This window comes from Kribbella sp. NPDC003557 (assembly GCF_040610805.1).
In the GTDB taxonomy this organism is placed as follows: domain Bacteria; phylum Actinomycetota; class Actinomycetes; order Propionibacteriales; family Kribbellaceae; genus Kribbella.
In genome coordinates this window covers 168,912-182,212 of record NZ_JBEXMY010000011.1, presented here as the reverse complement: position 1 = coordinate 182,212, position 13,301 = coordinate 168,912, and the positions used below count along the sequence as shown (strand labels likewise).

Sequence of the window (13,301 nt, the reverse complement as noted above, 5' to 3'; positions counted from 1 at the left end):
CGCACCGATCGTCACGGATAAATCTTCGTAAAGTTTCATCCGCTGTACGGGGACCAATCTCAGCACCGAAAGCGGCCCCCGGCAACCGCTCTCTCACCAGCCGGACTGCACGTGCAGAGGCACCGGCATTTGTTGCCTCCTCCACAACTCATCCCCTGGTTGTCCACAGCAATCGTCCGTTGTCCACAGCGGTTATCCACAGGAAATACGCACCGTGCCGACCCACTCACTCACAGGCCACACCGTCACTGTCAGGGTGTCGAGGTGTCTTCGAGGCGGGCCTTCACGCGGTGGTGGTCGGTGAGGGAGGCGGTGAGGGTGTGGCCGAGGGAGCGGTAGGCCTCGAAGTCCCATTCGTCGTAGAACTGGTCGCCGGTGGTGCGGCGCGGGAAGTCGGTGTGCTCGACGGCGTACTGCTCGAGGTCCCAGTCCAGGTGGCCGGCGAGGACTGCTTTGACGAAGAAGATCTCGGTCTTGTACGGCTTCTCCTCGTCGTCCTCGAGCGGATGCGTGGCGATGCCGTAGGCCCACGGGCGGTCGGCGCGGGCCTTGCCGCCGCGGACCATCGGCGACGGGTCGATGTCGATGTCGATGCCGTGGTCCATCCGGGCGGTGGCGATCGCCTCGGCGAGGGCGGTGAAGCGGTCCTCGGCGTCGTTCGACGCGTCGATCGCGATCACCTGCGCGGGTTTGCGGCGCAGCGCCTCGACCAGGCCGAGGTTGTCGTAGTGCCCGCCGTCGGTCACGTAGATGCGGCGCTCGTACATCGACGGCGACCCGACCGCCTCGTGCAGCAGCCGGTACGGGCCGGGCTTGTCGATCACGCTGCCGACGTACCGCCGGACCTTGGCGACGACGCCGTGCCGGTCCGGGAACGACGCCTCGGCGCGGTTGTTCCAGTACGGGTTCGGCAACCACACGCCGAGCCGCGCGTTGAGGACGGCCAGCAGCAGCCGGACCGGCCGCGTCCGCGCGTTCACCCGGCCGGTGAGCGGGCTGAACGCGGCGCCGCTGATCGCCATCGCCGCCGGCACCGTGACCTCCCGCTTGAGGACGTCGGCCTCGCGCTCGTAGTCGGCCGTCGCGCGGCGGCCGCCGTCCGGCAGCGACCGGTCGCCGACGATGCCGATCTGCTCGGCGTCGAACACGAACGGCACGCAGTCGCGCTGCGTCGGCACGAAGTCCGGGTCGTCGACGTTCGCGACGCCGGCGATGACGAGCTGCGGCCCGCCGTCCAGCGGCTTCGCCCAGTCCGAGTACCGCAGCCGCAGGTGATAGTCCAGGGCGACCGCGGCGCCGTTGTCCTGCCGCTTCACCAGGAACGCGCGTGACAGCCGCTCGCGGTAGAACGAGTGCAGCGAGGTCCGGTTCGCGTCGGTGAGCACCTTGATCGCGAGCGCGATCGCGACCAGGACCAGTGCGACGTCCCAGTCCTGCTGGTACGCCGGGTCGGTCGCGTAGCCGCCGGTCCAGCGCAGCAGCACGATGACGGCCGCGAGCACGATGATCGTGCTGCCGGCCCACGGAGCGAGCTTGGTGCGCGCGAACATCAGCAGCCGCGCGCGCAGCCCGGTCGCTGCCTTGCCCTCGACGGTCAGCCCGTTCCAGACCGATTTGCCCAGGCCGATCAGGACGACGACCAGCGCGCCGAACGATGCGACCCCCTGTTTCGTTGGATCGACCAACGCCAATAGCGCCGACGGCAGGCTCGGCTGGTCCGCGGAGTCACCAGGGAGTTTCCCCAACAGGTACAGGCCTCCCGGCACACCGAGGAGCAGGACCGCGACGGGTACGCCGAACCGCAGCGTCACGTTGCCGATCGTGGTGAGGATCGTCCGCACCACGTCCGGCATCCGCGCCCAGCGGTCCCAGACCTTCTCGATCAGGAACATCAGCGCGCTCACCGCGAGCAGGAACACGGACATCCCGACGAAGTACCAGGAGTCGTCCGGCCGCCAGTTCACGTCGGGGCCGGGCGTGATCACGCCCTGGTCGGCGAGGAACCAGCCGAGCACCCACGCGATCGCGCGCAGCGTGATGCCGATCAGCAGCAGGTTCACGACCAGGCCGAACAGCACCGACAGGGCCGCGCGGAACATCGCCCGGCCACCGGACAACAGGTAGCGCGTCTGCCGGCGCAGGCGCGCCAGCTCGGGCGACCCCGGCGAGAACGGGTCGGTGCAGGTACGCCGCAGTATGTGGAACGCAGCCGCCATGTAGCCCCCGCCGCTGACGCCGATCACGGTCGACGCCTTGTCGTACAGGCCGCGCTCCGACAGCAGCTGCAGCGCCCCGAGACAGAACGACGCCGAGCGGATCCCGCCGCCGGAACAGGTGATGACGAGCCGGCCGTCGTCCTTGCCGTCGCGCTTCGGGCGCCGGAATGTCGCGGGCGGCGCCAGCTCCACGCCGTACCACTTCTGCTGGCCGAAGCGGCTCGTCGCGAGCAGACAGACCGCGAGGACGAGTACGCCGGCCACGAAGACGGCCCGCATCAGCCAGGTGAACCAGCCGGTCGAGAGGTCGGCGCACGGCGCCGAGCCGGAGTCGCCCCACAGCGTCAGGTTCTCGGCGATGTCGAGGACGGCCGCGGCGAAGACGGTCCAGGAGCCGACGGCCGCGATCGTCTTCCAGGACTGGCGATCCAGGTACCGGACGTACTTGTACGCCCGGTACGCCGCGTACACGTAGGCCAGGACGAATGCCGAGTCGACGAGGATCGAGAGCCGGCCGGGCACCTCGCAGCCGGCCGACGCACCGGCGGACTCGTTGACCGCGGCCCGCATCGGCACTTGCACGATCGCGAGGACAACCGCGAGCTGGAGTGTCTTGGTGAACGTCCGTCGGCGACCGATCTGCTCGATCGTGGCCTTGCCTCTGGTGCCGTCCGATTCCCCGAGCATCGCTCAATCATGCCGGGGCCGGGGTCTAAGCGGCCTCGACGCGAGTCTCACTGAGCCGCGGCGGGACGGTGCCGGCGGCGACGCGCTGGTCGAGGGCGGCGAGTTCGGCGCAGGCGAGGGCGATCGCCTCGGCCTGCGTCCGGCAGTCGGCGTACCAGAAAGGATCGTCCGGCTGCCGGTCCTCGGCGTCGTCGATGTCGGCATACCAGCGATCGTGCCGGTAGTGCACGACCCGCACCTTGAGCTTCATGTGCGGTACGACGCCATACCCCGTCCAGGGGTTCCGGAAGGCCACCTTTCGACGTGCATCGAATGGCTCGGAACCCTGGAACCACAAGGCTTTTCGGCCACGTCCGAGCCCCGTCAGCACAACGAACCGAGGGAAGGAAACACCGTGGGACGATGGGGACGGAACCCGAGCCCGGCCGAGCAGCTCGAGGCCGCTCAGAAGCAGCTCTCGGGCGCGAAGCAGCACCAGAAGGACCTGTCCGAGCTGCGCGGGATGCCGGGCTACAAGGAAGCTCTGAAGTCCAGCGCCGACAACATCAACAGGGCGCAGAAGGCGGTCAAGGCAGCCGAGAAGGCCGTCAAGAACGAGCGCTGACCCGGGGCCGGGTACGGCGGACCGTTCGATCCTCGGGCGAACCGTTTACAACGATGGTAAAGAGACGGTACAACCGAAGGCGAGACCGGTCCGCCCCCCAGGTTTCGAGAGGTGAGTCATGAGATTCGTCCGTGCCGCCGTGGTCGCCGTACTGCTGATTGCCGTACTGGCGCCGACCGCCCCAGCCGCCGAGACGCGGGAGAACGCAGTGACGTCCCAGACGTTCCGGAATCCGGTGAATCCGTCCGCCGATCCGTCGTTGATGTTCCACAACGGCAGGTACTACGTCGCGACCACCCGCGGCGACCGGATCGGGATCTGGTCGTCGGCCAGCCTGGCGACGCTGCTCGTGCAACCCGAGCAGGTGGTGTGGCGGGACTCCGACCCGAGCCGCGACACCCAGATGTGGGCGCCGGCGTTCCGGCACGTCGGGAACCGCTGGTACATCTACTACACGGCCTCCGACGGCGTGGACGCGAACCACCGGATGTACGTGCTCGAGTCCGCCGGCGACGACCCGCTCGGCCCGTACAGCTTCAAGGCCAAGATCGCGGACTTCGGCGAGTACGCCATCGACGGCGAGCCGATCACGGTCAACGGTCAGCAGTACTTCGTGTGGACCGGCCCGGGCCGCGGCCAGGGCGGACCGGCGCAGCTGTACATCGTCCGGATGAGCAACCCGTGGACCGCGACCGGCGGCCGTGTCGCGATCCCGGCGGACGGCGGGTGCACCGAGGTCCGGGAGGGCCCGACCCCGCTGTACGGCGCGACGCGCACCTTCCTGACCTACTCGACCTGCGACACCGGCAAGCCGGACTACCAGCTGTGGATGAAGAGCATCGCGAACGGCGCCGACCCGATGGTCGCGGCGAACTGGGTGCAGCACCCCGGCCCGGTGTTCTCGCGGAACGACGCGACCGGCGTGTGGGGCCCCGGGCACCATTCGTTCTTCAAGTCGCCGGACGGGACCGAGGACTGGATCGCGTACCACGGCAAGAACACCAGCACCTACACGTACTCGTACCGCACGACGCGGGTCCAGAAGATCACCTGGAACGCGGACGGTACGCCGAACCTCGGCCGGCCGCTTGCTGCCGGTGCGACGCAGAACCTGCCGTCGGGCGACCCCGGCTCGGCGAACTACTGGATCAACGACACCGACACGGCCGTCAGCTACACCGGCGCGTGGAGCTCCGGATCCGGCTGTGGCAACCAGTGCTTCTGGGGCAACGACCACTGGAGCTGGGAAACCAACGCGACAGCCACGATCCAGTTCACCGGCACCCGCGTAGCCCTGCTGAGCGTCGCCGACACCGGCAACGGCATCGCCGCCATCTCGGTCGACGGCGGCCCCGAACAACGCATCGACTACTACAGCTCGATCCGTGTCGGCGAGCAGTTGATGTACATCAGCCCCACCTTGCCGTCCGGCCCGCACACCTTGAAGGTCCGCGTAACCGGCGACAAGAACCCGTCCTCGACAAGCACAGTGATCAGCCTGGACCGCATCGAGGTGTACTGACACCCTGGGCCCCGTGAACAGCGAAGACCTCCAGCAACGGATCGCGTCCGGGGAACGGGTGAAGTTCCTGTACTTCTGGGGCCACCAGCCGCAACGGGACGGGAGCATCGGGCCGGGCTGCCTGAGCCAGTGGTGGCCGGCAGAGTTCACCGTGGACGGGGTGCGCTACCCGAGCGCGGAGCACTACATGATGACCGAGAAGGCCCGCCTGTTCGGGGACCTCGCGGCAGTGGATCGGATCCTGGCGGCGCGGACGCCGGCCGAGGCGAAGAACCTGGGGCGGGAGGTTCGCGGGTTCGACGGCGAGGCGTGGGAGGCTGCTCGGTTCGGGATCGTCGTCGCGGGCAGTACGGCGAAGTTCGGACAGGATCCGGCGCTGCGCTCGTACCTGCTGAACACCGGCCGCCGGGTTCTCGTGGAGGCGAGTCCGCTGGACCGGGTGTGGGGTATCGGGCTCGCGGCCGACGACCCGCGAGCGGCGGACCCCGCCGGGTGGCGGGGTCTGAACCTGCTCGGGTTCGCGTTGATGGAGGCGCGGGCCTCGCTCAGTGGAACGTCTTGACGATCGTGCGGCCGTTGACCATCCGGAGGTGGCCGTCGTCGGTGAGTTGGAGGACGCTGCCCGGGCGGCGGGTCTGGTAGAAGAAGGTGAGGTCGCCGAAGTTGTTGACCGTGGCGAAGTCACCGTTCGGGCTCACCCAGCCGTACGCCCCGGGAGCGTTCTTCACGCCGGTGCTCCAGAGCACGGTCGTGCCGTTCTTCAGCAGCACGAGGTTGCCGGTCGGCAGGAACTTGAGCGTGTAGACCCGGTTGACGGAGTACATGATGACTTCGTCCCAGTACGCGTCCGGGGCGGCGAGCTTGCTCTGCGGCATCAGCGTGCCGACCACCATGTGCCGGTTCCAGTTCGCCTTGCCGCGGGTGTTGTAGATCGCCAGGTTCCCGTTGTCGGGCAGGACGAGCTTGGCGCCGGGGCTCTTGATGCTCATCGACCAGATCTTCGTCCGGCCGTAGATGACCTGCAGCGTGCCGTCCGTGCCCATCATCAGCACCGAGTTCGGCCGCCAGGTCCCCGAGGCCCACAGCGGAGCCTTCACTCCGCGCTGGTAGAGCTTGACGTCCCCGGCCGGCTGCACGATCAACGTGAAGACCCCGCTCCGCGACCGGATGTACTGCCCGGCGAGCAGCTTCTGCCCCGGCAGCAGCGTGTCCGAGACCGCCACGGTCCGCGCCTCGGCCGGCGCCGTTCCCAGCACCACTGCCCCGCCCAGCAGGGCCCCGACCGACAGCAGCCCGGCCACAAGTCGACGTACCATCCCACGCCCCCTCTTTGTTTGTGTGTGCTCAGTGTCGTCGGAGGAGAGGTCACCCCTTCAGCCCGGAGGCGAAGCCGCGGATCACGTAGCGCTGCAGGACAAGGAAGAGCAACAGGATCGGGAGCGCCGCGAGCACCAGCCCGGCCGCCACCAGACCGTAGTCGGACGTGTATTCGTTGACGAAGGCGAAGACGCGGACCGGGACGGTCTCCCGGCCGGACCCGCCCAGGTACAGCAGCGGGGTGAAGAAGTCGTTCCAGATGTGTACGGCGTTGAGGATGAGGACCGTGCCCGTGATCGGCCGCAGCAGCGGGAAGATCACGTGCGCGAACGCCTGCAGGTGCGAGGCTCCGTCGATCAGTGCCGCGTTCGTGTAGTCGGCCGGCAGTGAGCGGATGAACCCGGTGTAGAGGAACACCGTGAACGGCAGCTGGATACCTGTGTAGAACAGGATCATCCCCTGGTACGTACCGAGCAGCCCCAGGTCGTTGACGAGCTGGTAGAGCGGGATCATCCCGAGCTGGAACGGCAGGATGATGCCGACCAGGAACAGGATGTAGAGCGTATAGCTCAGCCGCGTCGCCGTACGGGCCAGGAAGTACGCCGCCAGCGAGCCGAGCACGATCAGCACGAGCACACTGCTCGCCGTGATCAGCGTGCTGTTCAGCAGCGCGGAGCCGAGGGACGCCGACTGCCACGCCTCGCCGAAGCTCCCGACCGTCGGCGGATCCGGCAACGACAGCGGCTTGTTGGCGATCTGGCCGGGGTCCTTGAAGGCCAGCGTCACCAGGGCGTAGACAGGGAACAGGAAGGCGACCGCGGCCGCCACCATGACGACTTCCAGCACGAACGTGCGGGGCTTGTATTTCATGCCGTCGTCTCCCTCGAGCGCAGGTACCCGATCTGGATGAAGGACACCGCCGCGACGAAGATCGCCAGCACCAGCGCCACCGCGGTGCTGTAGCCGAACTTCCCGAAGACGAAGGCCTGCTTGTACAAGACGGTCGACAGCGTGTCGGTCGCGTACCCCGGGCCGCCGTTGGTCATCGCGATGATCTGCGTGAACAGCGTCAGGCCACCGACCGTGGACAGCATCAGGTTGATCGTCACGGCCGGTGCGAGCAGCGGCCAGGTGATGTGCCGGAACCGGGCCACGGTGCCCGCACCGTCGACCATCGCGGACTCGTGCAACTCGGCCGGCACCCCTTCCAGGCCGGCCAGGAAGATGACCATCGAGTACCCGGCGCACTGCCAGATCACCGTGAAAGCGACCGACCACAACGCGATCGACGGATTACCCAGCCAGTCCTGCCGCAGCCCGTCGAGCCCGATCGCGCCGAGCGCCGCGTTCAGTCCGGCATCCGGCGCGGGGTTGTACACGTACTTCCACAGGAACGACACCATCACCGGGCTGACCACGACGGGCGCGAAGAAGATCACCCGCAGCAGCATCCGGCTCTTGATGCCGGTATGGACGCCGAGCGCCAGCAGCAGGCCGATCCCGTTCTGCACGACGACGATCGCCACCGTCAGCAGCAAGGTGTTGCGCAACGCGCCGAGCGCCTGGTCGTCGTGGAACAACTCCTGGAAGTTGTCCAGCCCCACGAACGACCGCTGCGCCCCCACCCCCGACCAGTCCGTGAACGCCGACCCGGCCCCGGAAAACGCCGGATACAAGACAACCAGCGCATAAACCAGCAACGCCGGCACCGCGAACAACCACGGAGGCCCGAGCCTCCCACGCCGCCGCCACGAAGGCCGGACCGCGTCCCGGCGTACTGATTCTGGTGGCGGACTAACGAGTGTTGTCACTGTGACTGCCTCTCTTCGAAGACCAGTGACTGTCGGTCCCGACTGATTAGGTGGTCGGCATGGCGCGGTTCCGCATGTACCCGACTGCAGTGCAGCAAGCTGTGCTGCTCGAACACTGTGCGCATGCCCGGTATGTGTGGAATCTGGCACTCGAGCAGTGGTCGATGTGGACCCGCGGCCGGCGTCCGGCTCCGGGATACCTGGAGCAGGCAAGGCAGCTGACCGAGGCGCGTGCGACTTTCAGCTGGCTGCGGGCAGGATCGCAGACCGCGCAGCAGCAGGCGCTGCGGGACTTCGACCAAGCGGTCAGGAATTTTCGCGCGGGGACCCACGGCCGGCCGACCTGGCGCAGAGCTGGACGCCACGAGGGATTCCGGATCGTGGGTGCTCAGGCCCTGCGGGTGTTGACGCACAACCGCAAGTGGGGGGCGGTGAACGTGCCGAAGGTCGGCTGGGTGCGGATCCGGTTGTCCCGTGCGGTACCCGAAGCGAAGTCCTACCGCGTCACCCGTGATGCTGCTGGGCGGTGGCACCTCGCGTTCGCCGTGGTCCCCAGGCCGATCCAGGCGCCCGACAACGGCAAGATCGTCGGAGTGGATCGCGGAGTCATTGTCTCGGCCGCGCTGTCCACGGGCGAGCTCCTGTCGTGCAGCGGCCCATCCGACGCCGAACGGGGAAGGCTGAAGCACCTGCAACGTCGTTTGTTGCGGTGCCGTCGCGGGTCCGGCCGTCGCCTGCGGGTGAAGGCAGCGATGGCCAAGCTCTATGCCCGTCTCGCCGACCGCCGCCGAGACTGGGTGGAGAAGACCACGACCGACCTCGCGCGCCGGTTCGACCTCATTCGCGTCGAAGACCTGCGCATCCCGGCGATGGTCAGGCGCCCGAGGCCGAAGCCTGATCCCGAGCGGCCCGGTCAGTTCCTGCCGAACCGGCGCCGTGCCAAAGCCGGACTCAACCGGGGCATCATGGCCAACTGCTGGGGTGTTCTGGTACGCCGCCTGGACGACAAGGCACCGGGACGCATCGAAAGAGTGAATCCTGCGTTCACGTCTCAGGCCTGCAGCGCCTGCGGGCACTGCGCACCGGAGAACCGCGAGAGCCAAGCGGTCTTCCGGTGCGCGGCCTGCGGACGGCGGGCACACGCAGACGTCAACGCGGCAGCCAACATCGCGGCCGGACGGGCCGTCAGCGCACGCCGAGAGATGCCGGTACCGGTCTCGCCGAAGCGTGAACCTCAACTCGCTACCTCCGCGTAGTGGTTTGGAATCCTCCGTCCGCACGACGGGGGAGGACGTCAAGCGCTCTTCCGGTAGGCCTCGTCCATCTTCTTCAGGGCGGCGGGGACCGTGGATTTGCCGCCGAGGAGTTCCTGGACGACGGCGAAGTGGGTCGGTTGTACTTCGGCGTTGGGCCAGCGCTGGTCCATGAACGGGACCGCCTTGTTGTCCTTCAGGTACGGCAGGAACGGTTTCAGGACCGGGTCGACCTTGGCGTCGCCCTCGGAGTAGAGCGGGACGCACGCGACGGCTTCGGCCCACGCGTTCACGACGTCCGGCTGACCGCAGTACTCGACGAACTTCTTGGCCTGGTCGGCGTGCTTGCTCTTCACGTTGATCCCGATGCCGACCACGACGCCGCCCGGGATCCAGTTGTCGGCGGCCACGTCGGTGGCCGGGAACGGGAACATGCCCAGGTCGTCGGGCGTCGGCGACGCCTGCCGGAAGGCCTGCAGGACCGCCGACACCTGGACGGCCATGGCGGCCTTGCCGGTGCCGACCATCGACGTGGCCTGCTCGTACGTCGTCCCGTTCGGGTTGTCGTTGAAGAAGCCCTTCTTCTGCAGCTCGAGGTACTTGTCCATCGCGTCCGCCCAGCCGGAGTCCGCGAAGGACGCGCTGCCGGCGATCATCTTGTCGTCGAAGTCCGGGGTCTTCGCGTAGACCGTGCCCGGGACGAGCGCGTAGTCGATGAGCTGCGTGACCCACGGGGTCTGGGCGCCGAGCGCGATCGGCACGATGCCCTTCTTCTTCAGCTTGTCGCAGGCCGACAGCAGCTCCGACCAGGTCGTCGGCACCTCGACGCCCGCGGTCGCGAACGCCTTCTTGTTGTAGATCGCGCCGAGCACACTGGTGCCGGGCGAGAAGATGAACGTCTTGCCGTCGTTCTGGAACGCGCCCTTGAAACCGGTCGGGATCTTCTGCGTCCAGGACTGGCTGCTGAGGTCGGTCAGCAGGTTCGCCTTGCTGAGCTGCGCCATCGACATCGCGCTGCCGTTGCCCGGGTACACGGCGTGCAGGTCGGGGGCGTTGCCGGCCGCGAGCTGCGCGCGGAGCGCGGTCTGCAGCTGGTCGGCCGGCGAGAACGACAGGTTGAAGTCGAAGTCGGAGTTCGCCTTCTTGAAGTCGTCCAGGGCCTTGCGGAGGCCGGCCTCCTGACTGCCGGCGCCGATCACCTTGAGGGTGCCGCCGGACGCGGAGCTGCCGTTGCCACCACCGCAGGACGACAGGGCGCCGGCCAGGCTCGCACCGCCGGCCAGTTGCAGGAGCCGCCGGCGGCTGATGGACCGATCGAGTGCCATGGGTTCCTCCTGAGCGCCGAAGTACCGGCCAAGAATGTGAAGTAACCGAAAGATCGTGTTACTTTTGTCACGCGGGACGCTACGGACGGCCCGGGAGGGTGTCAAGACCTCGTTGAAAGGATTCAGTCCGGATGGTGTGAAATGACCGGGGCGGTGCGGCGGGGAAGGAATTCCACCAGCCTCCCCCGGCGTTGTGGGCGGGTGCCTGTCTCGCCTGAGAAGATGGGCGACGTGCCCGTGACCGCCTCCCCGCATCCGGCCGGTACGACGTCGCTCGTACCGCCTGCGCCGACGTGTGGCCGGGTGCCGGCGTGAGACGAGTCCTCCTGGCCGGGCTGCTGTTGCTGGCCCTGGCGCTCGGCGTCGGCGGTGGCTACTACGCCGGCGACTACCTGGACGCCCCGGAGCCGACGGCGTCCGGCACCGCCGGCCCGCTCGGCGAGATCTCCCCGTCCGCCGGCCCGTCACCCACCGAGCCGTCGATTCCGGTGAAGACCCCGGTCCCGAACAACGAGGAGCCGCTCGCGACCGGTCTGGACTACAGCGAGCGCACGTTCTCCGTGACGGCGAAGGACGGGCAGTCCGTCCGGCTCGCCCTCGAGATCCCGCAGGGCTGGCGGCTGACCAGGGATCCCAAGCACACCGACCAGGTCAGGTATGTGGAGCAGATCGAGCAGCGCGGCGTGCGGGTCCAGGCGGACGAGCCGGCCGAGGCGACTCCGGAGGCCGAGATGTCGCAGCTCATCGTCGACCTCAAGAAGAGCCAGGCACCGGAGAACGACGTCCGCATCCTCGACCACACGACGGAGGTGGTCACCGGCGACGACGGTGAACCACGGTCGGTCGCGACGCTGGTCTACACCTACATCCCGGGCAAGACGCTCTGGTACGTGATGGTCCGCTGGATCGCCGTGAACGGCGACAACACCAACGTGGAGATGAGCGTCACCGGCCTGCCCCAGGACGCCGACGCGCTGCACGAGATCCTCGAGAAAGCCACGGCCTCCGTCAGCGAGGTCGGCTGACCCGTTTTCACGAAATCGTTACGCAGCCGGCGCAACCTGCGCGGGGGCTCAAGTGTCTTCTGTAAGTAGGTCTGGGGAGGTGAGGACGTGGCGAGGACGGTGACCCGGCGAGCGATGCTCGGCGCCGGCCTGCTGACGCTGGCAGGGGTCGGCGGAGCGGGCGGGTACGGCGTCGGCCTGTTCCTCACCGAAGAACCAAGCCTGGCCGGCACCGCGAGCCCACTCGCGGTCGGGCCGGTCCCGAGCCCGGGTTCCCCCACGCCGACGCCCACCGGTCCGCCCCGCAAGGTCACGTACGACGACTCGCCGGCGCTGCGGGCCGACGACCTGCGCTACGTGACCCGGAACTTCACGGTGACCGACATGTTCCGCTCCCGGATCTCGGTGCGGGTGCCGTCGGACTGGGTCTACACGAAGCAGACGTCACCGAAGGCCGGCCGGTTCACCGACCGGACCAAGAAGCGCTGGATCCGGATCGAGGCCGGCTTCACGATCACCCGGCCGCCCGCGGACTCGCTGGCCGCCCGGCTGAAGCAACTCGCGATCATCTCGAAGGACCAGATGGTGAAGGTCCTGTCGCAGGACGTGGAGGCGAACCACGCCACGCTCACCTACACGTACGTGCCGGACGAAGAGCTCTCCCCCGAAGGCATCCTGCGGTACGTCGTCGTGCGGTGGATCGCCGACGACAGCGGGAACTGCGCCGTCGAGATGAGCTCGACCGGTCTCCCGCAGGACAAGGACGCGCTGCTGGACGTGCTGGACCACGCGACGGACAGCGTCGAGCGGCGCGACAGCTCGCTCTGACTCAGAGCAGCCCGGCGAGAGCTTCGCGGCCGGCCTCGGTCAGGTCAACGGCTCGTTGGCCGTTGCGGCGGCGGAGCCAGCCGCGGACGAGGAAGGCTTCTGTGACAGCGGAGCCCAGTTGGCCGGCCAGGTGGTGGCGTTGCTCGCTCCAGTCGACGCAGAAGCGGAGAAGGGGACGGCGGGTCGGTTGTGTGGTCAGGTCGACGCCTAGGTCGGCGAAGACCTCAGCAGCGTTCGGTCCCAGGGCGTACGGGCCGTCGGGGAGTTGCTGGGCCAGGGGGTCGTCTGGGCGGCGCTCGGCCCCTTTGCCGCCGTCGGTGCGTTTCAGGGCGTCCCGGCGTACCAGGCCTTCCAGGAGGGCCACACCGAGGCGGCCGGCCAGGTGGTCGTAGCAGGTGCGTGCTTCGCGCAGGGCCGCGGCGCGGGTGCTCTGGCGGAGCGACGTGATGGGCTGCGGCTTCGCGATACGCGCCAGGGCTTCAACGGCCGCCGCGACCTCCGGGCCGGCCAGCCTGTAGTACCTGTGCCGGCCGGAGCGCTCTACTGTGACCAGACCACCGTCCAGCAGCTTGTGCAGGTGAGCACTCACCGTCTGGGGTGAGACACCGGCTTCCGAAGCGAGCAGCGACGCCGGTAGCGCGCGGCCGTCCGCAAGTGCCATCAGGACCTTTGCCCGCGCAGGCTCGGCCATCAGGCTCGCGGCCCGGGCGACATCGGCATCTCCGTCCATGCCC

Annotated in this window: 13 protein-coding genes; 6 read left to right on the top strand and 7 right to left on the bottom strand. The window is 68.3% G+C overall.

All coding sequences use genetic code 11. The annotated features are described in order from the left end of the window. Window positions 1-251: 251 nt before the first annotated feature. Together ABZW60_RS36960 and ABZW60_RS36955 are read right to left on the bottom strand one after the other, a co-directional pair. Window positions 252-2,903: a hypothetical protein gene (locus tag ABZW60_RS36960; protein WP_355484984.1), complete on the bottom strand. Its 2,652-nt coding sequence runs from the start codon at window positions 2,901-2,903 to the stop codon at window positions 252-254. Window positions 2,904-2,928: 25 nt separating this feature from the next. After that, on the bottom strand, window positions 2,929-3,153 hold the full coding sequence (locus tag ABZW60_RS36955; RefSeq protein ID WP_355484982.1) for a hypothetical protein: 225 nt from the start codon (window positions 3,151-3,153) through the stop codon (window positions 2,929-2,931). A gap of 144 nt (window positions 3,154-3,297) precedes the next feature. On the opposite strand from ABZW60_RS36955, the gene ABZW60_RS36950 reads away from it, so the two are divergent. From ABZW60_RS36950 to ABZW60_RS36940, 3 genes are all read left to right on the top strand, one after another. Further along, window positions 3,298-3,507 carry a hypothetical protein gene (locus ABZW60_RS36950; protein ID WP_355484980.1) on the top strand — a complete coding sequence of 70 codons (210 nt, stop codon included), beginning with the start codon at window positions 3,298-3,300 and terminating at the stop codon, window positions 3,505-3,507. A gap of 118 nt (window positions 3,508-3,625) precedes the next feature. Continuing rightward, window positions 3,626-5,029, top strand: a complete 1,404-nt coding sequence (locus tag ABZW60_RS36945; RefSeq protein ID WP_355484978.1) for a glycoside hydrolase family 43 protein — start codon at window positions 3,626-3,628, stop codon at window positions 5,027-5,029. A 13-nt stretch (window positions 5,030-5,042) separates the two neighbouring features. Further along, window positions 5,043-5,591 carry an NADAR family protein gene (locus tag ABZW60_RS36940; RefSeq protein ID WP_355484977.1) on the top strand — a complete coding sequence of 183 codons (549 nt, stop codon included), beginning with the start codon at window positions 5,043-5,045 and terminating at the stop codon, window positions 5,589-5,591. Here the strand turns inward: ABZW60_RS36940 and ABZW60_RS36935 are convergent. From ABZW60_RS36935 to ABZW60_RS36925, 3 genes are read right to left on the bottom strand one after another with little or no spacing between them, the layout of a single operon-like run. After that, entirely contained in the window at window positions 5,575-6,345 is a 771-nt protein-coding gene (locus ABZW60_RS36935; protein ID WP_355484976.1) for a hypothetical protein, read from the bottom strand. The genes ABZW60_RS36940 and ABZW60_RS36935 overlap by 17 nt on opposite strands. Before the next feature lie 49 nt (window positions 6,346-6,394). Next, the gene (locus tag ABZW60_RS36930) at window positions 6,395-7,216 is read right to left on the bottom strand and encodes a carbohydrate ABC transporter permease (protein WP_355484974.1); all 822 of its coding nucleotides are present in this window, start codon (window positions 7,214-7,216) and stop codon (window positions 6,395-6,397) included. Further along, the gene (locus tag ABZW60_RS36925; protein ID WP_355484972.1) at window positions 7,213-8,055 is read right to left on the bottom strand and encodes a sugar ABC transporter permease; all 843 of its coding nucleotides are present in this window, start codon (window positions 8,053-8,055) and stop codon (window positions 7,213-7,215) included. The genes ABZW60_RS36930 and ABZW60_RS36925 overlap by 4 nt, the downstream gene beginning before the upstream one ends. 161 nt (window positions 8,056-8,216) lie before the next feature. Between ABZW60_RS36925 and ABZW60_RS36920 the strand changes: the two genes are divergently transcribed. After that, window positions 8,217-9,413, top strand: coding sequence for a transposase (locus ABZW60_RS36920; RefSeq protein ID WP_355484970.1), 1,197 nt, complete (start codon window positions 8,217-8,219; stop codon window positions 9,411-9,413). Window positions 9,414-9,451: 38 nt separating this feature from the next. Here ABZW60_RS36920 and ABZW60_RS36915 read toward each other — a convergent pair whose 3' ends face one another. Further along, window positions 9,452-10,735 (bottom strand): extracellular solute-binding protein, encoded by a 1,284-nt coding sequence (locus ABZW60_RS36915; RefSeq protein WP_355484968.1) that lies wholly within the window; start codon window positions 10,733-10,735, stop codon window positions 9,452-9,454. 311 nt (window positions 10,736-11,046) lie between these two features. On the opposite strand from ABZW60_RS36915, the gene ABZW60_RS36910 reads away from it, so the two are divergent. Continuing rightward, window positions 11,047-11,760: a hypothetical protein gene (locus tag ABZW60_RS36910; RefSeq protein WP_355484966.1), complete on the top strand. Its 714-nt coding sequence runs from the start codon at window positions 11,047-11,049 to the stop codon at window positions 11,758-11,760. 87 nt (window positions 11,761-11,847) lie between these two features. Next, window positions 11,848-12,567, top strand: a complete 720-nt coding sequence (locus ABZW60_RS36905; RefSeq protein WP_355484964.1) for a hypothetical protein — start codon at window positions 11,848-11,850, stop codon at window positions 12,565-12,567. Window position 12,568: 1 nt separating this feature from the next. On the opposite strand, the gene ABZW60_RS36900 is transcribed toward ABZW60_RS36905, so the two are convergent. Then, a complete protein-coding gene (locus tag ABZW60_RS36900; protein ID WP_355484962.1) occupies window positions 12,569-13,297 on the bottom strand; it encodes a metalloregulator ArsR/SmtB family transcription factor in 729 nt (242 codons plus the stop codon). Window positions 13,298-13,301: the final 4 nt, after the last annotated feature.